The 18,187-nt window shown below is 64.4% G+C and carries 22 protein-coding genes and 3 tRNA genes; 18 read left to right on the top strand and 7 right to left on the bottom strand.

Features of this window, described 5'->3' with window-relative positions; genetic code table 11:
- Position 1: 1 nt before the first annotated feature.
- The 4 genes from rpmG to JOF56_RS13960 all read right to left on the bottom strand — a co-directional run bounded on the left by rpmG (position 2) and on the right by JOF56_RS13960 (position 3,180).
- Positions 2-166 carry a 50S ribosomal protein L33 gene (rpmG, locus tag JOF56_RS13975; RefSeq protein ID WP_209637869.1) on the bottom strand — a complete coding sequence of 55 codons (165 nt, stop codon included), beginning with the start codon at positions 164-166 and terminating at the stop codon, positions 2-4.
- Between the two features lie 148 nt (positions 167-314).
- Positions 315-387, bottom strand: a tRNA-Met gene (locus tag JOF56_RS13970).
- A 50-nt stretch (positions 388-437) separates the two neighbouring features.
- Positions 438-510, bottom strand: a tRNA-Thr gene (locus JOF56_RS13965).
- A 63-nt stretch (positions 511-573) separates the two neighbouring features.
- A complete protein-coding gene (locus JOF56_RS13960) occupies positions 574-3,180 on the bottom strand; it encodes a putative bifunctional diguanylate cyclase/phosphodiesterase (RefSeq protein ID WP_209637867.1) in 2,607 nt (868 codons plus the stop codon).
- 423 nt (positions 3,181-3,603) lie between these two features.
- On the opposite strand from JOF56_RS13960, the gene JOF56_RS13955 reads away from it, so the two are divergent.
- Genes JOF56_RS13955 through JOF56_RS13940 form a run of 4 tightly spaced genes read left to right on the top strand, consistent with a single transcriptional unit; the run spans position 3,604 to position 6,707 of the window.
- Positions 3,604-4,344 carry a siderophore-interacting protein gene (locus JOF56_RS13955; RefSeq protein WP_209637865.1) on the top strand — a complete coding sequence of 247 codons (741 nt, stop codon included), beginning with the start codon at positions 3,604-3,606 and terminating at the stop codon, positions 4,342-4,344.
- A gap of 59 nt (positions 4,345-4,403) precedes the next feature.
- Complete coding sequence (gene htpX, locus JOF56_RS13950) at positions 4,404-5,261, top strand: zinc metalloprotease HtpX (protein ID WP_209637863.1); 858 nt, start codon at positions 4,404-4,406, stop codon at positions 5,259-5,261.
- A 46-nt stretch (positions 5,262-5,307) separates the two neighbouring features.
- Positions 5,308-5,766: a sigma factor-like helix-turn-helix DNA-binding protein gene (locus JOF56_RS13945; RefSeq protein ID WP_209637861.1), complete on the top strand. Its 459-nt coding sequence runs from the start codon at positions 5,308-5,310 to the stop codon at positions 5,764-5,766.
- A gap of 14 nt (positions 5,767-5,780) precedes the next feature.
- Positions 5,781-6,707 (top strand): maleylpyruvate isomerase family mycothiol-dependent enzyme, encoded by a 927-nt coding sequence (locus JOF56_RS13940; RefSeq protein WP_209637859.1) that lies wholly within the window; start codon positions 5,781-5,783, stop codon positions 6,705-6,707.
- Here the strand turns inward: JOF56_RS13940 and rfbA are convergent.
- Positions 6,693-7,586 carry a glucose-1-phosphate thymidylyltransferase RfbA gene (gene rfbA, locus JOF56_RS13935; RefSeq protein ID WP_209637857.1) on the bottom strand — a complete coding sequence of 298 codons (894 nt, stop codon included), beginning with the start codon at positions 7,584-7,586 and terminating at the stop codon, positions 6,693-6,695. The two genes, JOF56_RS13940 and rfbA, sit on opposite strands and share 15 nt — an antisense overlap.
- Positions 7,586-8,077 (bottom strand): YajQ family cyclic di-GMP-binding protein, encoded by a 492-nt coding sequence (locus tag JOF56_RS13930; RefSeq protein ID WP_209637855.1) that lies wholly within the window; start codon positions 8,075-8,077, stop codon positions 7,586-7,588. The genes rfbA and JOF56_RS13930 overlap by 1 nt, the downstream gene beginning before the upstream one ends.
- 103 nt (positions 8,078-8,180) lie before the next feature.
- Here JOF56_RS13930 and JOF56_RS13925 point away from each other — a divergent pair.
- The 4 genes from JOF56_RS13925 to JOF56_RS13910 all read left to right on the top strand — a co-directional run bounded on the left by JOF56_RS13925 (position 8,181) and on the right by JOF56_RS13910 (position 10,960).
- Positions 8,181-8,261: transfer RNA gene (locus JOF56_RS13925), tRNA-Tyr, on the top strand.
- A 605-nt stretch (positions 8,262-8,866) separates the two neighbouring features.
- Positions 8,867-9,070: a hypothetical protein gene (locus tag JOF56_RS13920; RefSeq protein ID WP_209637853.1), complete on the top strand. Its 204-nt coding sequence runs from the start codon at positions 8,867-8,869 to the stop codon at positions 9,068-9,070.
- Between the two features lie 527 nt (positions 9,071-9,597).
- Positions 9,598-9,789, top strand: coding sequence for a hypothetical protein (locus tag JOF56_RS13915; protein WP_209637851.1), 192 nt, complete (start codon positions 9,598-9,600; stop codon positions 9,787-9,789).
- Positions 9,790-10,123: 334 nt separating this feature from the next.
- On the top strand, positions 10,124-10,960 hold the full coding sequence (locus tag JOF56_RS13910) for a hypothetical protein (RefSeq protein WP_209637849.1): 837 nt from the start codon (positions 10,124-10,126) through the stop codon (positions 10,958-10,960).
- Positions 10,961-11,028: 68 nt separating this feature from the next.
- Here JOF56_RS13910 and JOF56_RS13905 read toward each other — a convergent pair whose 3' ends face one another.
- Positions 11,029-11,703, bottom strand: a complete 675-nt coding sequence (locus tag JOF56_RS13905; protein WP_209637848.1) for a GntR family transcriptional regulator — start codon at positions 11,701-11,703, stop codon at positions 11,029-11,031.
- Between the two features lie 160 nt (positions 11,704-11,863).
- Here JOF56_RS13905 and JOF56_RS13900 point away from each other — a divergent pair, with 160 nt between their 5' ends.
- The 10 genes from JOF56_RS13900 to JOF56_RS13855 all read left to right on the top strand — a co-directional run bounded on the left by JOF56_RS13900 (position 11,864) and on the right by JOF56_RS13855 (position 18,175).
- Positions 11,864-12,055, top strand: coding sequence for a hypothetical protein (locus JOF56_RS13900; RefSeq protein ID WP_209637846.1), 192 nt, complete (start codon positions 11,864-11,866; stop codon positions 12,053-12,055).
- Positions 12,056-12,316: 261 nt separating this feature from the next.
- Entirely contained in the window at positions 12,317-12,499 is a 183-nt protein-coding gene (locus JOF56_RS13895; protein WP_209637844.1) for a hypothetical protein, read from the top strand.
- A gap of 337 nt (positions 12,500-12,836) precedes the next feature.
- A complete protein-coding gene (locus JOF56_RS13890) occupies positions 12,837-13,226 on the top strand; it encodes a hypothetical protein (protein ID WP_209637842.1) in 390 nt (129 codons plus the stop codon).
- Between the two features lie 91 nt (positions 13,227-13,317).
- Positions 13,318-13,557: a hypothetical protein gene (locus JOF56_RS13885; RefSeq protein ID WP_209637840.1), complete on the top strand. Its 240-nt coding sequence runs from the start codon at positions 13,318-13,320 to the stop codon at positions 13,555-13,557.
- Positions 13,554-13,781: a hypothetical protein gene (locus JOF56_RS13880; protein WP_209637838.1), complete on the top strand. Its 228-nt coding sequence runs from the start codon at positions 13,554-13,556 to the stop codon at positions 13,779-13,781. Before JOF56_RS13885 ends, JOF56_RS13880 begins: the two co-directional genes overlap by 4 nt.
- Positions 13,778-14,221 (top strand): RRQRL motif-containing zinc-binding protein, encoded by a 444-nt coding sequence (locus JOF56_RS13875; RefSeq protein WP_209637836.1) that lies wholly within the window; start codon positions 13,778-13,780, stop codon positions 14,219-14,221. The genes JOF56_RS13880 and JOF56_RS13875 overlap by 4 nt, the downstream gene beginning before the upstream one ends.
- A gap of 368 nt (positions 14,222-14,589) precedes the next feature.
- Positions 14,590-14,775, top strand: coding sequence for a hypothetical protein (locus tag JOF56_RS13870; RefSeq protein WP_209637834.1), 186 nt, complete (start codon positions 14,590-14,592; stop codon positions 14,773-14,775).
- Between the two features lie 87 nt (positions 14,776-14,862).
- Positions 14,863-15,102 (top strand): hypothetical protein, encoded by a 240-nt coding sequence (locus tag JOF56_RS13865; protein ID WP_209637832.1) that lies wholly within the window; start codon positions 14,863-14,865, stop codon positions 15,100-15,102.
- On the top strand, positions 15,099-15,959 hold the full coding sequence (locus JOF56_RS13860; RefSeq protein ID WP_209637830.1) for a vinculin family protein: 861 nt from the start codon (positions 15,099-15,101) through the stop codon (positions 15,957-15,959). The genes JOF56_RS13865 and JOF56_RS13860 overlap by 4 nt, the downstream gene beginning before the upstream one ends.
- Positions 15,959-18,175 (top strand): zonular occludens toxin domain-containing protein, encoded by a 2,217-nt coding sequence (locus JOF56_RS13855; RefSeq protein ID WP_209637828.1) that lies wholly within the window; start codon positions 15,959-15,961, stop codon positions 18,173-18,175. Before JOF56_RS13860 ends, JOF56_RS13855 begins: the two co-directional genes overlap by 1 nt.
- The last annotated feature ends 12 nt before the right edge of the window (positions 18,176-18,187 follow it).

Genomic DNA, 18,187 nt, shown 5'->3' with positions numbered 1-18,187 from the left:
CTCAGCGGGTTTCCTTGTGGTTGCGGTGCGTGCCGCAGTTCGGGCAGAACTTCTTCATCTCCAAGCGGTCCGGGTCGTTGCGCCGGTTCTTCTTGGTGATGTAGTTGCGGTGCTTGCACTCCTCGCACGCCAGAGTGATCTTGGGTCGCACGTCGGTGGAAGCCACAGCAGTACCTCTCTAAAGCGAATGGTTTCACCCCGCTACGGGGGTCCAGGGGGCTTGCCCCCTGGGCGGGGTCTGGGGGCCGCGCCCCCAGTGTAATGCGGAGCGATGCAGGCTTGCGCTTTCCGCAAGCACACCTCTCCCAATCGCGTAGCGGTGGGCGGACTTGAACCGCCGACACAACGATTATGAGCCGTTTGCTCTACCACCTGAGCTACACCGCCACATGAGACAAGCCGCGATGCCTTGGTGAGCATCACGGCTGGGCCCACAGAGCCCCAATACGGAATCGAACCGTAGACCTTCTCCTTACCATGGAGACGCTCTACCGACTGAGCTATTGGGGCGTGCTCTAGGAGCGAGGTGAACTTTACACACTCCCGCGAGCGGATAAAAACCGGGGGTCCCTACTAGGACAGCAAAGTGAGCACGGTCTCGTCCATACGGCCCGGCGTCTTGGTCGTACGAGCCTGCAACCAGGCCTCCAACCGGCTCTCGGAGAGCGGACGGGAGATCAGGTAGCCCTGGATGACGTCGCAGCCCATCGCGGACAGCTGATCGCGTGCCACGTCCTCCTCCACGCCCTCGGCGACCACGGACAGGCCCAGCGAGTGCCCCAGCTCGACGATCGAGCGCACCACGGCGAGGTCCGAGAGATCCGTGCCCATCCCGAAGACGAAGCTCTTGTCGATCTTCACCTCGTCCACCGGGAGCTGGCGCAGGTACGCCAGCGAGCTGTAGCCGGTGCCGAAGTCGTCGACCGCGAGGATCACGCCGAGCGCGTGCAGCCTGCGCAGGACGGGCAGCGCCTTCTGCGGGTCGGCCATCACGCCGGACTCGGTCAGTTCCAGCGTCAGCAGTTCGGCCGGCACGCCGTAGCGACCCAACAGGTCCGCGACCTGCTCGGGGAAGTCCTGTTCGGCGAGGCTGCGCACGGAGATGTTGACCGCCGCGGAGATCCGCAGACCCTTGTCGAGCCACTTGCGGACCTTGGTGAGCGCCTGCTCCATCACGAACCCGGTCAGCGCGCCGACCAGGCCGGCGGCCTCGATCGCGGGCACGAACTCGTCCGGGTCGAGGTTGCCGTACTCCGGGTGCGTCCAGCGGACCAGGGCCTCCACGCCGAGCACGTTGCGGCTGGGCAGCGCGACCTTGGGCTGGTAGTGGACCTTGACCTGGCCGGTCTCCAGCGACTGCCGGAACTGGGTGACGAGCTGGAACCGGCGCAGGAAGATCTGTCCCATGCTCGGCATGTACGCGCGGACCGGCTCGCCGCCTGCCTTCGCGGCCCGTACGGCCACGTCAGCGTGCTGCAGCAAGGTGTCCACGTCGATGACCGTGTTCTCGTCTTCCATCGTCGCGGAGACGTAGCCCACAACGGCACCTGCGTCGAGCGTGAGGCGTTCGACCACGTACGGCGCGATCAGCATGTCCCGCAGGCGTTCCGCGAGCGCGTGCATCTCGTCGATCGGACGGCTGTGCAGCAGGGCCGCGAACGCCATGCCTTCCAGGCGGGCGATCATGCTCTCGGGGCCGAGGGTGTCGCGTATACGGCGTGCGGCAGCGGAGACCATACGGTCGCCCCACGCGTAGCCAAGCGCGTCACTGACCGTGGACAGCACGTCGAGGTCGATCCGTACGACCATCGCCTGTGGGTCATCCCGAAGCGCTTCTGTTGCCGCTTGACGGAAACCGGGCCGGTTCAGCAGACCGGTGAGCGGGTCGTGATACGCGTCATGGCGCAGCCGGGACAGCAGTCGCCGGTTGTCCAGCGCGGTCGCGAGGTGGCTCGCCATCGTGCCGATCAGGCGCATGTCAGCGGTGCCGAAGCCACGCCAACGGCTCTGACGGTCATGCGCCTCGACGACGCCCAGCAGGTGGCTCGCGCTACGCAACGGCACGACAAGCGCTTCCGTCGCGTCACGGCGGAGCAGCGACTGACGGATCTCAGGCATCGCGTCGATCCGACGGAAGTGACGCACGTGCGAACCCGGCAGGCGCAGCAACGGATCGCCCTTGGCGCCGGTCAGGTCGATGGCGTACGCCTCTTGCGGCAGGTCGTTGCCTGCGACCGTGGTCCGCATCGGGGCCTGCGGGTCGAACCGGATGTGCAGCACGACCCTGGCTGCGCCGAGCTGGTCCTTGATCCGTTCGGCGATCGCGTGCCATTCGTCACTCGCGACGCCGGCCGAGATGTCTTCCAGGCCGGTCGCGGGCTTGGCCGCGGCCTGCTGGCCGGAGCGTGCCACGATCAGGCTGACCTGGGACAACGCTTCAAGATCACGCTGATCTCGCAGCAGACCGGAGTACGCGACGTACAACGCCGCGAAGCCGGAGAGAGCGAGCACCACAAGCGGCCAGCCCGCGACGGACTGGACGGAGACGACATAGCCGACGACACCGACCGCGGCGTTGACCATGCCGAGCACGAGCGTGCGCCCGACCAGCAGGATCCCCGCGGAGAGCCGCATCCGGCGGCCGAGGACGTGCACGGTGACCAGGCCGAGCAGCGTGCTTGAGATCGGCGCGGCGAACGCACCGACGAACACGCCCGCCCAAGGCGGCCCGAGACCGTCGAAGCTGAGCTGGAACGCGTGCAGCACGGCGAACGCGGTGCTGATCTCGATCACCAGCACACCCGCGTTGTAGAGCACACGGTCGTGTACGCCGCGTACAAGCAGCGTGCTGACGCCGGCGATCACGTGCGCCAGCAGGACGAGTTCGAAGGGAGCGACGAACAGGCCGATCGCGAGCGGGATCTCGGTGAACGAGATCGACCAGCTCACGCCGCTGCGGACGTCGACGTTGATGGCCAACTGCTCGGCGACCAGGAACCCGACGATCAGCAGGACGCCGGTCCAGATCAGGCTGCTGTCGTAGGTGGCAGGCGGCAGCCACCAGGAGACCAGACCCGCCGCGAGCAGGCCGAGGACCACGACGCTGACCGAGAAAAGACGGAATCGGCGGACAAGCGGCGTCTCATCTACCGGCTCCACGGCATCGGGCCGATCCGCCATGCCGCCTCCTCGTCCGACCGGGGTACGGGCATCTTGGGTCCGTCGCGACATCACCACAGCGTCACCACTGCTTGATTAGTCGGGCCACTGTACCCCGATCAGGCGAAATAGCCACCCATTCCGACGGCGCAGAGTCCCGTTCGACCTCGCAGACCGGTGACGACCAGCACCGTTCGGGGTGTACCGGACAGGTCACGTTGATCACTTTCCAACCCCTCGAACGCACGGCGAAGTTTCCACGCCGAAACCGGCTGACAGCGAAGATTCCGCGGCAGAAGTGCGCCGCGACATGGACTTTATCCGGTCAGCAACCGCGTCGAGACCGTCCTGTTATCGCGGCCACACTGAAGTACGCCCGTACGGTTGAATGCCGGACTACGTATCCGCGTGGTGGAATCGGGCGTGGCCGTACATTTGGCCCTGATGAGTACTGAACGGCGGCGTGCCCGGCGGCAGCCCACCAAGTTGTGGCGGGCGCCGGTGATCCGGACGCAACGAGTGACACCGCGGATGGCCAGGATCACTGTCGGCGGCCCGCAGATCGACGACTTCGTCGGCGCGGGCACGGACGAGAACGTGATGCTGTACCTCTACGAACCAGGTGCTGACCTGCCCGAACCGCTGACCCTGGAGACCGCGCGAGCGGCTATGTCACGCGTCCGGCCGTACATGCGCAGTTACACGATCCGCCGGCACGACCCAGTGGCCAACGAGATCGACTTCGACTTCGTGCTGCACGGTGATCACGGCCCGGCATCCAGGTGGGCGGCGTACGCTCAGCCAGGCGACGAGGTGATCTTCGTCGGGCCGTCGCCCGCGTACCGGCCGGATCCCGCCGCGGACTGGCACCTGTTGATAGGTGACGAGACAGCATTGCCGGCCATCGACGCGATCATGCGGGAGCTGCCCGGCGCGACGATCAAGGCGTTCGTCGAGATCGAGAACGCCGACGAGCAGCAGGACCTGGATGTGACCTGGGTGGACCGGGGCGAACTGGTCAAGGTGATCGAGGCGGCCGGGTTCCCGGCGGGCAAGCCGGCAGTGTGGGCCGCCGGCGAGCGCCAGGTGATGCAGGACGTGCGGGAAACCTTGGTCCGGCGGGGCGTCGAGCGGGGCAGTGTGCGGCCTGCCACGTACTGGCGGATGGGTCACGCCGGGTCCTAACAGGAACTTCCCGTCCTGGAACAGCGTTGTTTTCCAAGGGACTGTGGGAAGGAGGGACCGTGCACAAGCACTACAACGGGTTGAAGACAGCGCTCTTGCTTGGTGGCATGAGCGCCCTCATCGTGCTGATCAGCTCGCTGTTCGGCACCGCGGCCCTAGTCATCGGGGTGCTCGTCGCGCTCGGCGTGAACGTGTACGCGTTCTTCAACTCCGACAAGATCGCACTGCGGGCGATGCGTGCACGCGCTGTATCCCAATGGGAACAGCCTGCGATGTACCGGATCGTTCGCGAACTGGCGAACACAGCGCGTCAGCCGATGCCGCGGCTGTACATCAGCCCGACGCAGGCGCCGAACGCCTTCGCGACAGGCCGCAACCCGCGTAACGCAGCGGTCTGCTGCACCACCGGGATCTTGGAGCTGTTGGACGAGCGCGAACTGCGTGCGGTCCTCGGGCACGAGCTCTCTCACGTCTACAACCGCGACATTCTCATTTCGTGCGTCGCGGGCGCGCTGGCCAGCGTGATCAGCTTCCTGGCGAGCTTCGCGATGATCTTCGGCTTCGGCGGCGACGAAGACCGGCCCAACCCGCTGGCGATGCTGGTGATCGCGATCATCGGCCCGGTCGCGGCCGGCGTGGTCAAGATGGCCGTGAGCAGGTCGCGGGAGTACCAAGCCGACGAATCCGGCGCTGAGCTGACCGGCGACCCACTTGCCCTGGCGTCGGCGCTGCGCAAACTCGAGCGCGGCACGCAGAACGCGCCGCTTGTGCCCGAGCCGGCCGTGGTCTCCCAGTCACATCTGATGATCGCCAACCCCTTCCGGTCCGGGGAGAACCTGGCGCGGTTGTTCAACACCCATCCGCCGATTGCCGACCGAATCCGGCGACTGGAGGACATCGCCGGCCGCCGGCTGTGACGTCTGGCGGTGTAATTGCGGCTCCGCCACTGGGATGGTCCGAGTCATGCGGGACAGCGACATCCGGCAACGGCTGGCCTACGGCGACCAGGACGCGTTGGCTGACGTGTACGACCTGTACAGCGGCACGGTCTACGCAGTCGCCCTCGCCGTCACATGCGACGCGACGGTCGCCGAGGAAATAACCGTCGAGGCGTTCGTGGGCCTATGGGATCGGCCACTCGCCTACGATCCGGGTCAGGCGAGCCTGCGAGGATGGCTGGCCATGCAGGCACACCGAAGATCGGTGGAATGGTTGCGTGACAACAACATTCCGGCGCAGCGAGTGGAACCGGAACGGCCCGTGGCGCTGGCCGCGCTGCCTGAGCTGACCAGACAGGCGATCGAGCTCGCGTACTTCCACGGCCGGACATATCAGCAGGTGGCGATCGAACTGGGCATCCCCGCGAATACAGCGAAATCTCGGCTGCGCGCGGGCCTGCGCGACCTGGCGGCCAACCTGTGAGCGAACACGCCACGGTGACGTCACTGTTGGCTGCGTGGACGGTCCACGCGTGCGACAGACACGAGGCCCGCTCAGTCGACGCACACTTACGTACGTGCGAAACGTGCCGCGCTGAGGTCCGTGTACTGAGCACAGCAGCTGAGGGCCTCGCCCGGTCTGACGCTCAGCCATCAAAGTCCATACGTGACAAGGTCCTTGCCGTCGCCGGCAGACAGCCTGTTCCGTCGTACGCCCAGGCGTACGCGGCGGCAGTCTCAGCGCTCAACGCGCTGCTGCACGAACTCGACGCGCATCAATGGACAGGCGTGGTCGCGCACGATCAATGGAGCGTGCTCGACCTCGTGATCCACCTGACCGCGACGGACAACCTCGTCGCCGACAAGCTGGGCCTGCACGTCCACCCCGCGGTCGCCCCGGACGCGGACCCCGACTCACGGACAGAAGTCCTGCTTGCCATGCCGCGTAAACGAGACCGCGCGTGGCCCGGTTGGCGCGAGCAAGCCCACGCGATCTGCAACGAACTCGTCACACGGCCACTGCCCGCAGACCTCATGGTGTCCCGCGCGTTCGAAACGTGGATCCATGCCCGCGACATAGCGCTCGTCACCCAGAAGAACCTGCCCCCACCGCCACCCGCGCACATGCACACCATCGCCGATTTCGCCGCACGCCTACTCCCGCACGCCGCCGAATGCCGACGAGTTGTACGCCCAGGCAACGTCGTACGGCTTGTGCTGTCAGGCAACGGCGGCGGCATCTGGTCCCTGCCGCTCGGCGAACCCGACCTAGGCGTCACCGTGGAGATGACCATGGACGTGACCGAGTACTGCCTGCTGATGGGCGGCCGGCGGGAGCCCCGCGCGGTCGACGTGATGATCCGGGGCGACGTCGAACTCGGCTACGACCTGCTCGACGCCGGCCCGACGCTAGCTCCCCGATGACCCCGCCGACAGCCCTGCCTTGGCCACCGACATCACATAGTCGCCATACCCGGACTTGGCCAGCCGCGCCCCCAGCGCGAAACACTGATCCGCGTCGATGTACCCCATGACCAGCGCGATCTCTTCCAGGCAGGCGATGCGGACACCTTGCCGGTGCTCCAGGACCTGCACGAACTGACCGGCCTCCAGCAGCGAATCATGCGTGCCGGTATCCAGCCACGCGAAACCACGGCCCAGATCGATCAGCTTGGCCCGGTTCTGACGCAGATAGGCCAGGTTGACATCGGTGATCTCCAGCTCGCCCCGCGGCGAGGGTTTGAGCCCCTTGGCGATCCCGACAACCTGGTTGTCGTAGAAGTAAAGCCCGGTGATGGCCTTGTTGGACCGAGCAACGGCAGGCTTCTCCTCAATGGACACAAGCCGGCCGGCCGCATCCACCTCACCCACCCCGTACCGCTCCGGATCCTTGACCGGATACCCGAACAGCACGGCACCGCCGATCGCGCTCGCCTCCCGCTTGAGCACGCCCGAGAACCCCTGGCCATAGAAAATGTTGTCGCCCAGCACAAGCGCGACATCATCATCACCAACGAAATGTTCACCGATGATGAACGCCTCGGCCAGCCCGTTGGGAGCAGCCTGCTCGGCATACTCGAAACGCACGCCGAACTGCGACCCATCCCCCAGCAACCGCCGGAAACTCGGCAGGTCAGCAGGGGTGGAGATGACCAGGATGTCGCGCACCCCGGCCAGCATGAGCACCGAGATCGGGTAATAGATCATCGGCTTGTCGTACACCGGAAGCAGCTGCTTGGAGACCGCCTGCGTGATCGGGTGAAGCCGGGTGCCGCTGCCCCCGGCCAGCACGATCCCGCGCATCACCGGTAGTTGGTGAACTGGAGGGCGATGCCGAAGTCCTTGTCCTTGAGCAGGGCGATCACGTCCTGCAAGTGATCCTTCTTCTTGCCGGAGACCCGCAACTGGTCACCCTGGATCTGCGCCTGCACACCCTTGGGCCCGTTGTCCCGGATGGCCTTCGCGATCTCCTTGGCCTTGTCGGCCGCGATGCCCTGGACAATCGACCCGGACGCCTTGTAGATCTTGCCCGACGGCTTGGGCTCCTCAGCGTCGAAAGCCTTCAGCGAGATGCCCCGCTTGATCAGCTTCTCCTTGAAGACCTCGATGGCCGCCAGGCACCGCTCCTCGGTCTCCGCCTGAACAGAGATCGACTCCTCCCCGGTCCAGCTGATCTCAGCCCCAGTGCCACGGAAGTCGAACCTCGTCGACAACTCCTTGCCTGCCTGGTTGATCGCGTTGGTCACCTCCTGCCGGTCAACCTTGCTCACCACGTCGAACGACGGGTCCGCCACCTCTCACGCACCTCCGACTCACTCCTGGCCAAACGCCCCCAAGAGCCTACCGGGACACCCCCCGTCAACACCCCAACCCGGCCAGGTATGGTTCTCCTACCCAGGCGGGTTGCCCGAGTGGCCAAAGGGAGCTGACTGTAAATCAGCCGCGCAAGCTACGGCGGTTCAAATCCGTCACCCGCCACACCTGGGAAAACGACCCCCTGACCAGGCAAGACAGGTCAAGGGGTCGTTTGCTGTGGTGTACGGGATGTCCGGCCGTATCCAGCCGTGAGCGGCTGTCCGTGGGCCATCCGTGGGCCATATCCCACCCCCGGTCCTGCATCCCGTGGGGGCCGTCGCCAACGCAACGACATTGGTGGCGCCGTGGGCGCCGCTCTTGTTGGTCGGGTGGTTGTCGTTGTGGGTTGCGCTGCCCGGCCCGGCCGTCCGGGGTAGGACGGTCTGGGGTACCTCTCGGGTATCGGTGATATCGGTAATTCGGTAAGGTTGCAGGTCAAAGGCATGTTGATCAGTAATCTCGTCAGTAATCCTCGGTAATACGATCATGACTCGCCGGGTGTGCCGTCGGCAATGTGGGCGATAAAGAGAGGCTGAATCCCCGGGGGTCTCTGCGTGGTCGCCTGGATGCCCCCTGATCAGGGGGTATGTGGTCGTGTGCCTCTACGGCGTGTTGTCATGCCGGGAGCCTGTCGGATACGCCGTCACGCTGCCGATCCCCGGGAACGAGGTGACCTCGCGCTGTCTCAGTCCACCCAAGCACGGGCGGGATGGGTAGTGTTCACGGTCATGGCTACAACCTTCGCTGACCTTGAGGCCAGGGTGCGCGGTCTGGAGTCGCGGGCGCAGCGTGTCGAGGAGGACGTGACCGCGATCATCACCACCGTGATCGAAACTCGCGATGACGTGAGGTGGCTCAAGCGCGCGGTTCAGGCGCTTCTGACTGATCGGGGCATCACCATCGAACCGGACGACGACGAGTCGGCCGAGTAGGACATCGGTGATATCGGTAAGTCGGTGAGGTTGCTGGTCAGGGGCATGTTGATCAGTAATCCGGTCGGTAATCCTCGGTAAGGTGATCTACGCCAGCATCACGCTGACGGTAGTCGTCCACCCGGTCACTGGCTACGCCTACTGGTGGCGGTCACGCTGGGGTTAGGTCAGTGAGATGCCCCCGCCCCCCGCCGGGCGGCCGTCACCGCGCCACCCCCACCTACCAGCCCCCGTGACAAACCGGTAGGCCTGGCAACCAGGCCAACACGCAGCAAATGGGGGCGGGGCATCTCATCCCTGGTCGCCCTGATCCACGCCCGGAAGGGCAGACATCGGCAAGGGGCTAGATCACCTTACCGAGGATTACCGACCGGATTACTGATCAACATGCCTTTGACCTGCAACCTTACCGAGATTACCGATATCACCGATGTCCGACGGGCCCCGGGTGGACGACAACCATTACCTAACGGCCAACAGGAACGGATCACGCACGTCACGGGTCACCTCTTGGCAGTATGGCGCTCATGACAAGCAACGAACGCACCAAGGAAGCTTGGAACGCTGCGTTGGGAACCATGCTGCTGGTCGCGGCCTTCGTGATCGTTCTGCTGGAAATGGTCGGCTCGTCGCCGAACGCGCAGATGAACGTACTGGCCGTGCTGCTGGCCATCACCGGCAGCGGCCTCCGGCTCGAAGCGGCGGTCACGCGTCGCTGACCGAATTGTGCGAACGGATGGCGGCACCGTCCATCGGCCTTGATGTTCGTCCCCAGGCGATACAGCCGCTCTAAGCGGGCCACCTTACCGAGGATTACCGACCGGATTACTGATCAACATGCCTCTGACCTGCAGCCTTACCGACTTACCGATATCACCGATGCCCGAGAGGTCCCCGCCGGCAGGCCGGTCCGGTCAGCCGGGTCGAACACCGCAACCCACAACGACAACTACCCGACCAACAAGAGCGGCGCCCACGGCGCCACCTATCGTCTTTTCGTGCCAAGGGGCGTTGATAGACAGGCTGCAATCCAGGCATGCGACAATTAAGCCTGTGGCCGACTTGAAGCTGACCGTGGAACGTCGTAATGAGCTAGCGGCATTGCTTGATGATGAGCAGCGACTTCGTGTCGAATATCCGAAGGTAGCCGAGTATCTAGATATGGCACCCCAGCTACGGGGTACAGGCGACGATTCCGCCGACGCGGCATTCGATTTGAGGTTTGTTCACTACGTTACCGGCGGCGCTGCGCACAGTACGAACCCGTACTGGGACATCGTTGCGCCGTCGATATTCGAGTATCAAGGTCGCCAAGTAGTCAACGGCGGTCGCCCGGATGGAAGCCCTAGGCTGGCGTACGCACAAATGATTTTGCAGGCTACCTATGCCTACGCAATCCCGTCGCCAGGGACCGTTGAATGGATGTCGCAGTTCTGCGCAGACCGACCGATAGTAGAGATGGGTGCTGGTCGCGCGTATTGGGCGGCACAGCTGGCAACGGCAGGGCTTGTTGTCGAGGCGTACGACTCGGAACCGCCCAACAAGGTCGAGAACGTGTCCTTTCCTTCGGTCGCCGGGCAGGAGGATGTATGGCACCACGTTGGCAACCTTGAGGAGTTCTCAAATCGGGTTGCTGATCCTACGGACTACGTGTTGTTCCTGTGTTGGCCTCCTGGGTGGGGTAGCACGATGGCGTCGCAAGCTCTTGGCGAATTTGAGAGGTTGGGCGGCGAACGTCTGGTATTCATCGGGGAGCCACAAGGCGGGAAGACTGGAGACGACGCGTTCTTTGATGCGTTGTCGACCGCATGGACGCTTGAATCACAAGATGAGCAGTATGTGTCGTGGTGGAATCTGTGTGATGTGACACAGGGGTGGGCGCGAAAGTGAGAGAAGCCTGACTGGGCGCCAGAGTGACCCAGTCAGGCTTCAAAAGACTTCCGCGTCTGTGTACAGTTTCAGGCGTCGGCTGACAGCTTCATTCGAAACACGAACGAGTCGTATCGATCGCGCGGATACGAAATATTCGAGATCATGATTACTTGACCGTCGGCCGTCATGAATCTCTGACGCACGGTCTTAACCAGATCTCCTGGTGTCGTTCCCAGCCATTCCGCATGCTCTGGCGTTGGAAGCTGATCGGCGATAGCTTCCTCCAGATCGGTTGCTGCGGAGATTCCGGATACGTTCGATGGCTGGAACGTATCCGAAATTGATATTGGCCGACCATCTTCGGATGCACGAGTTACGACGTGAGTGAGCTCATCGCCCACCGTTACGCCAAAGTTCCCCGCTAGCTCATCAGTGGCCGGAACTGATTCGGTTTCGCGGTCAACCTGAATCTGTTGAGTGGACTCGTTGCTGAACGTCGTTTCCGCGCTCTCCATCTGACGCTCTGGGGAGATGCGAACGAGGTTGGGGCGGTCGGACACGAAGATGCCGCGTCGCCGTACGGATCGTACGAGTCCCTGACCTTGGAGTAGGTCCAGAGCCTTCCGGACGACGATGTCTGAGACGCCGTGCCGGGTGGCGATCTCTGCATAGCTCGGTAGCTGGATTCCGGGTGGGAGTTCGCCGTTGCGGATCTTCCGCGCGTACTCGCCTGCGATTGAGACGTACGCCGGGTCTGTCATCGAGCTTGATCCTTTCGACTGCATGCCGCCTGGTCGGTGCTGCTGCCTCACACACCCTACCAGCTTCGTATACGTAGGGGTTGTGCGTATACGAAGCTTCGTATACGTTGAAGAGGTCCGGCCCGGAAGGGCGTCAGGCTCCAAGCCTCGGAGGGTTCGAATGGCCAGGACCAAGACCGCCGCCCCGAAGTTCAAGCTCGTTCGCGGTGGCAGCAAGAAGCGGAAGTTTGTGGCTCTGCTGGTTTTCGTCGCCGTTGTGGCACTGGTGGTCAGGTACCCGGTTGAGTCCGCCGATCTCGTTACGACTGTCGTCGGTGGTTTTGCCGACTTCGTTAAGGCCTTGTCTGCCTGATCTTCGCCAGCGTTCCGGCCGGATGCCCGGCGTAGCTCTTTCCGGGCGTCTCCCAGGCTGCTGGTTCCCTGATTTCCCTTTGTGTTGCGGGGTTTCCGCATGCCTTCTTCGGACTATTGAGCGGTCGTATCCCGCTCCGACCGGGCCGTTGCCCGGCGAGTTCACTAACTCCACAGTGGATAGACATACGCCAAAACGTCTGAAGACCGCGCTTTCTGTTCAACCCCAACACTTTCACTACGACTTACAGGAGTCTGACCGATGTCTGAGGACCTCAGCGACGCAGAGATTGACGACATGTACGCAGCAACAACCGCAGCGATCTGGGACCGGCTCCCGAAAGCCACACGACAGGGCGTGTTGCGGGAGCTCTCGCCGGGTGACCGCAACGACGTCGCAATCGCGATCCGGCACGGCCGCCGCGTGACGCGCGGCACCCAGTAGTGAATCTCCCGGCCCGGCGGCCCGAACCGCCAAAGAACGTGCCCGCCGGGCCGGATCTCCCAATCCTTGCCACGTCTTTACGCAAAGGAGCTTGACCAATGTCGGGATGGAAGATCCTGCAGCAAGCACGCCATGCGACAAGGAACTCGCCGCGCAACCCCGCAAAGTGCAAGGGGTGCGACGACTGGTTTGAGTTCCTCAACCTGTTCGGCCGTTGCGACCGCTGCGGCCTGCCTCCTCACCCAACCCCTTGACCGAGCCGTCTTGGTCTGGGTCGTCAAGGACCAGCGGCGCTGCCCCTTGTTTTGTCGTGACACCAACCAAATCAGGAGAAACCATGTCGTACATCAAGCTTGTTGGCCACTACGTACACCAGCTGCCCGACCACATCTCGGTAGGCAACGTCGGCTTTCAAATCACGTTGGGCAACGGGACCGTTGTTGAGTTTCCGGCGCCGTTCGTCCCGATCAATCCTCGTCTCGGCATCGCCCCGCTCGTCGTGCCCAACGGGGAAACCGGCGTGGCGATCGACTTCAGCCGCTGGTCTCCCATCCGTACCGGCCCAGACGTGATCGCCAAGTTCCCGCTGAACTTCAGCGACCAAAGCATGGCCGTCAAGGTAGGCCGCGCGTTCGACGCCGACCCCGCTACTTCCTGGACCGACCCGGTTTCCAGCGTCACGACCTGGCTGCGCACCTGGGGACCGGCCAACGGCCTCACCTTCTGACTGCGCTTTCCCCATCTGGGAGATGAGACGTCAAGCACATACCCACCGGGTCGGTTTCCCTTCCCGTCTTACTTTCTTGGAGTTAATTACCATGCACGGCAACAACTTCTACCCGGACGGCCTGACCGAACGGGACATTGACCTGTTGATCGCAGAGGCGTTCGAGTCCGCCGATGAGGCCACGGCTGGGCCGACCTCGACTTTGCTGGACGGCCCGGCCGTGTGGCGTCGTCACCGGCGAATCGAGCGCAGCACCGTCAGCGGCATCGTGCGCACCCTGCCCACCACCTCTCGCGTGGCGGTCCGGCCGGACGGGCGGGAAGTCGCATGACGACCATGACCGGCTTGACGCCCGTTCCCCTGACCGGCGGCCGTTGCTGGCAGTTCCAGCACAACACGATCACGTACCAGATCGTGAGCCTGAACGGCTCTGAGCGTGTCCGGCTGTACTTCGACTTCGCGGGCCGCTGGGTCTACCAGCTCACACGCCTGACCTATGGCCGGTCGGCGAAATCGGTGGCCGACGAGATCCGCACGTGGGTGGCCGACTCGTGAGCGGCCGACAATACCCCTGGGTCTGGGCCGACGTGCCATGGTCAGACGCCCAGGAGTTGACGCGCGGTACCCACGATGGCCTGCCGCTGATGTCCTGGAACACCGCTGACCGCAACCTGCTGGCCACCAAAGGCCAACTACGGCGCATGGGTTTGCGGCCGGGCGGTCAGGACCCGGTGGCGGTGCTGTACTTCTTCAGCCGCAAGGGCATGCGCAAGATGTTCGCCAACCTCTACCTGATCGCGCTGGCGAAACCAGTCCGGCCGATGACCCCCGGCAAGTGGGGAGCCCTGGCGAAAGCCAACCTAGCTCGCCGGTTGTGCCCCGAGTGCGGCCATGACCGCTTCTACGTCATTCATCCCACGCTGGGTAAGTGCTTCACCTGCGTGGAAGCCGAATCCGCCCGCACTGCGACCGATGCCGCACCGATCGCGGCGTGACCTACCGCTCGTGAATCCAGAAAGGACACCGCCCGTGATCATCTATGGCCCGCACTGTTCACACCACGACCTGTGTTCGATGTTCGGTTGCGACCAGCGCGGACACATCGACTTCCCCTGTAACCAGCAAGACACCTGCACCTTCTGCGGGCCGGACGCGACGTGCCCGATGGACTGGGACGTCTTGGCTGCGAACTGCCCGGAGTGTCACGTCTGAGACCGATTCGAGCCTCCGTTACTGATCTCCACCTAGGCCCGGCGGTCCGAAAAGGACAGCAATCCCATGTCCCCGCGGCTTACCAGACATGTCCGAAATAGACATGACTTGAGCTGTGAAAATAAGTTGCTACTTCAAGTGGAGTGACGCTGTGAAGACGATCAATAGAAGCAAGTTCACTAACACCGTATGCGACAAGCAAGACTGCGATGAGCCGCGCTACACGCGCATGATCGGGCAGATCGTGATCGTGATGGACACGCCGTACTGCGAGCGCCACGCCAGCGAGTGGCACGCCTTCCGGATAAAGGATCTTGAAGCCTCCTACGGCGGCTGACCAGCCCCGGCCCGGCGGCCCGAACCGCCAAGAACGTGCCCACCGGGCCGGGTCTCCCAACCCTCATCAACTGTCAGGAGAACACCGATGGTAGCCACAGCGACAACCCGAACCGCCCTACGCCACATGAGCCTGGCGGCGGCGATCGCGTACGTGATCGTGACCGTGCTGACGCTGCTGATGCGTGCGGTCACGTGGGCATTCGCCCTGATCGCAGAAGTGAGCGAACGCATTGCGGACGCGGGCGAGCATGCCCGCGCCGCTGCTCGTGGTGAACAACCCGGCGTCCGGGTCTGGATGAGCACTACCGAAGGGGGCCAACGATGACTGCGAGCACGGGAAGCGCGTACCCGGCATCGGTTGAGGAACTGTTGCCCCGGGTTCGTGAGTGGGTGTCGGAGCTGGGCAAGGTGCCGTCTCGCAACCAGATCATGCGTGAGTTCAAGGTGGGTGCGCCGAAAGCGGCGGCGATCCGTGACGCGCTTGCCGACACGACGGATACCGGGCCTGAGACGCCGGGCGGTGTGAGCACCGGGCCGGTTCGTGCTCTGCGTTCGGTCCCAGAGCCTGAGTCCGAGACTGAGTCGGACACGCAGGGAACTGAACCGGCTGCCGACCGCCCTGACGACCGGGCGCCTGTTGATGACTCACCGCAGGTCACGCCGGTCGCAGACCCGGGTACGCCACCCACAGCGGAGCAGGGTTCGCCGACCGAATCGGCGCCGACTCCGGTGACCGAGTCGGGTCCGGTACGTCGGGTCCGGCGGTGGCCGCTGGTTCTGCTGGCTCTGCCCGCGTTCGTCGCCATTTGGGGCGGCTGGGTGGGTCTGGGCCGGATGACCGGGTTCGGCCCGATCCAGCTGTTGCCGGGCATCTGGGCCGGCCTGGTCGTCAACTCCGCCATCACGCTGCCGATCGGAGTCGAGGCGTATGCCGCGTTCGCGATGAGTGTGTGGCTGTCGAGCAAGGTTCTCTCGCAGAAGACCCGCCGGTTCGCCATGGTCTCCGCTCTGGGCTCACTGGGCCTGGGCATGGCCGGGCAGGTCGCCTACCACCTGATGTCCGCCGCCAACATGACCACCGCCCCTTGGCTGATCACCACGTTCGTCGCGTGCCTGCCGGTGGTGGTCCTGGGATGCGGGGCCGCGCTGCTGCACCTGATCCACGACGAAGGGAACCACTGATGACCAGCACCGACCCCCGAGCGGACACGCCTGGCACTGTGCTGCCGTTCCCCACCGCCAAACCGCCGGCCGATTCGGCCACGGGTGCCGGGCAGCCTGGCACGCAGGTAGCGCCCAGTGTGATCGTGGACGCTGAACTGGTTGATGAGCAGGAGTACCAGCGTCTACGGCGTGAGCGCTCGCTGACCGGTGATCTGGTCGTGATCGCTGCGGCGACGTGGGACCGCAGTGGCCGCACATGGCGGTTTGTGCGGCGCCACTGGGCGATTCTGTGCAAGGGCATGGACGCCGAACGCCATCGCCGGAAGGCTGAACGTCACCAGACCGACCTCAAGGCCGCTCGCGCGATGGCACGCGAAACCGGTGAGCTGGAACGGGTTGAGGCACTCAATCGGCAGATCATTGAGTCTCGCCGGTCGCGTGTGGAGACGCTGTTGACGTGGGTGGAACTGGTGTGGACGGTCACCCGCAAGGTCGCCATCGTGGTGATCGTCCTGACCGGTGTGGCCCTGGTTCTGGGGATTGCCAACGGGTTCGGTGGTTGGTTCGGCGAGTGGGGCGCGACCGAAGTGCTGCGCACTCTCGGCGCGATCATGAACTGGCTCGCCGCGATCGTCGCCTCGGTTGTGGAGTACGCGTGGCTGATCGGCACGGGTGTGGTGTCGGTGTGGCTGCGGCGCCGGTGGAAGGACGGCAAGCGACTGGGCGAGTACGTACTCCCGGCGCATCTGCGGCGTGACGGCGGCAGGCAGGCCCAAGCCGAACTGACCGAAAACCTTCTGGTCAAGGCGTTGGGCACCATTGGCAACAGCTACCTCAACGCGGCCATTAAGGACGGTTGGCCCAACCGGGACACCGATCACGCCTGGGTGCGTCCGCCGATGCCCGCCGCCAAGGGCTGGGGTGCACAGTTGCGGCTGCCGATGGGCGCTGCTGTCGACGCGATCCAGAAGGCGAAAACCACGTTGGCACACAACCTGTCCTGCATCCCGGCTGAGTTGTTCCTGGAGCCCAGCGAGGACGACCCGACCGTGCTGGACTTGTTCCGGCTGGACCGGGGCGTCCTGCGCGAACCCTGCCCGGACTACCCGCTGTTGGAAGAGGGCACTACGGACTTCTGGACCGGGTTCCCGGTCGGAGTCAGCCCCCGGGGCGCCGAGGTGACCGGGGTGACCTTCGAGCGCAACTACGTGGTGTCCGGCGCGATGGGGTCCGGCAAGTCCACACTGATTCTCGCGCTGCTGACCGGTGCGGTGCTGGACCCGTTGGTGGACATCGACGTGTTCGTGTTCGCTGAGAACGCCGACTACGACGTACTCAAGCCGTGCCTGAACACGTTCGTGATGGGCGACACCGCTGAGAACGTACAGGCTTGCCTGGATCACATCGCCGGGCTGCACGCCGAACTGTCCGAACGGGGCAGGCTGCTGCAAGACCACGACATCACCAGCGTCACCCGGGAAGCCGCAGCCAAGGAACCCAGGTTGCGGCCCCGGATCGTGGTGATCGACGAATGCCAGTCGTTCTTCCGCCAGGACTCCCCGGACATGCGCCGTCAGGTCGTGAACATGATGGTCCGGTTCTTCTCCGCAGCCCGTAAGTACGGCATCACCTGCGTGTTCGCCACCCCGGTGCCCTCGGACCAGTCGTTGCCGCGTGACCTGGTCGCGGTCACCAGCAACCGCGCCTGCTACGCCATCGCCGACAAGACCCGCAACAACATCGTGTTGGGCGACAAGGCACACGAGAACGGCATCAGCGCACTCGGGTTGAAGCCCAAGACCAAGGACAAGCTCAACGACGTCGGCACGTTCATCGGGATCAACTTCATGGACAACCCCGGCACGGTGCGCACCTACTACATCCGCCGCGCCCAGCAAGAGGCCATCGTGGCCCGCGCACTGGAATCCCGGGGCGGCGCGGTCGCCGAGCAGGCCGCTCCGGTTGAGCGGGACGCGTTGGCCGACATCCTCACCGTGGCCAACCAGACGACGCCGCGCGAGGGCGAGCAGCACCCCCGCGCTTCGGCGATCGCCGAAGGGCTGGCCGCCCGGTGGACGCGCTACCAGAAGTGGCGCATCGCCCACGTGGTCGACCTGCTCGCCGGTCACGGCTACAAGGTGCCGACTACCGACCGTATCTACCCGGTCGACCCGGGCAAGGTCGCCGAGACGCTCGCCCGACGCGACGCCGAGCAGACCGAGCACGACGAATGAGCGCCGGGCCGC

The organism is Kibdelosporangium banguiense, from assembly GCF_017876405.1.
Classification (GTDB): Bacteria; Actinomycetota; Actinomycetes; order Mycobacteriales; family Pseudonocardiaceae; genus Kibdelosporangium; species Kibdelosporangium banguiense.
The sequence above is the reverse complement of the archived record's forward strand: the minus strand, read 5'-3'. Positions and strand labels throughout refer to the sequence as shown.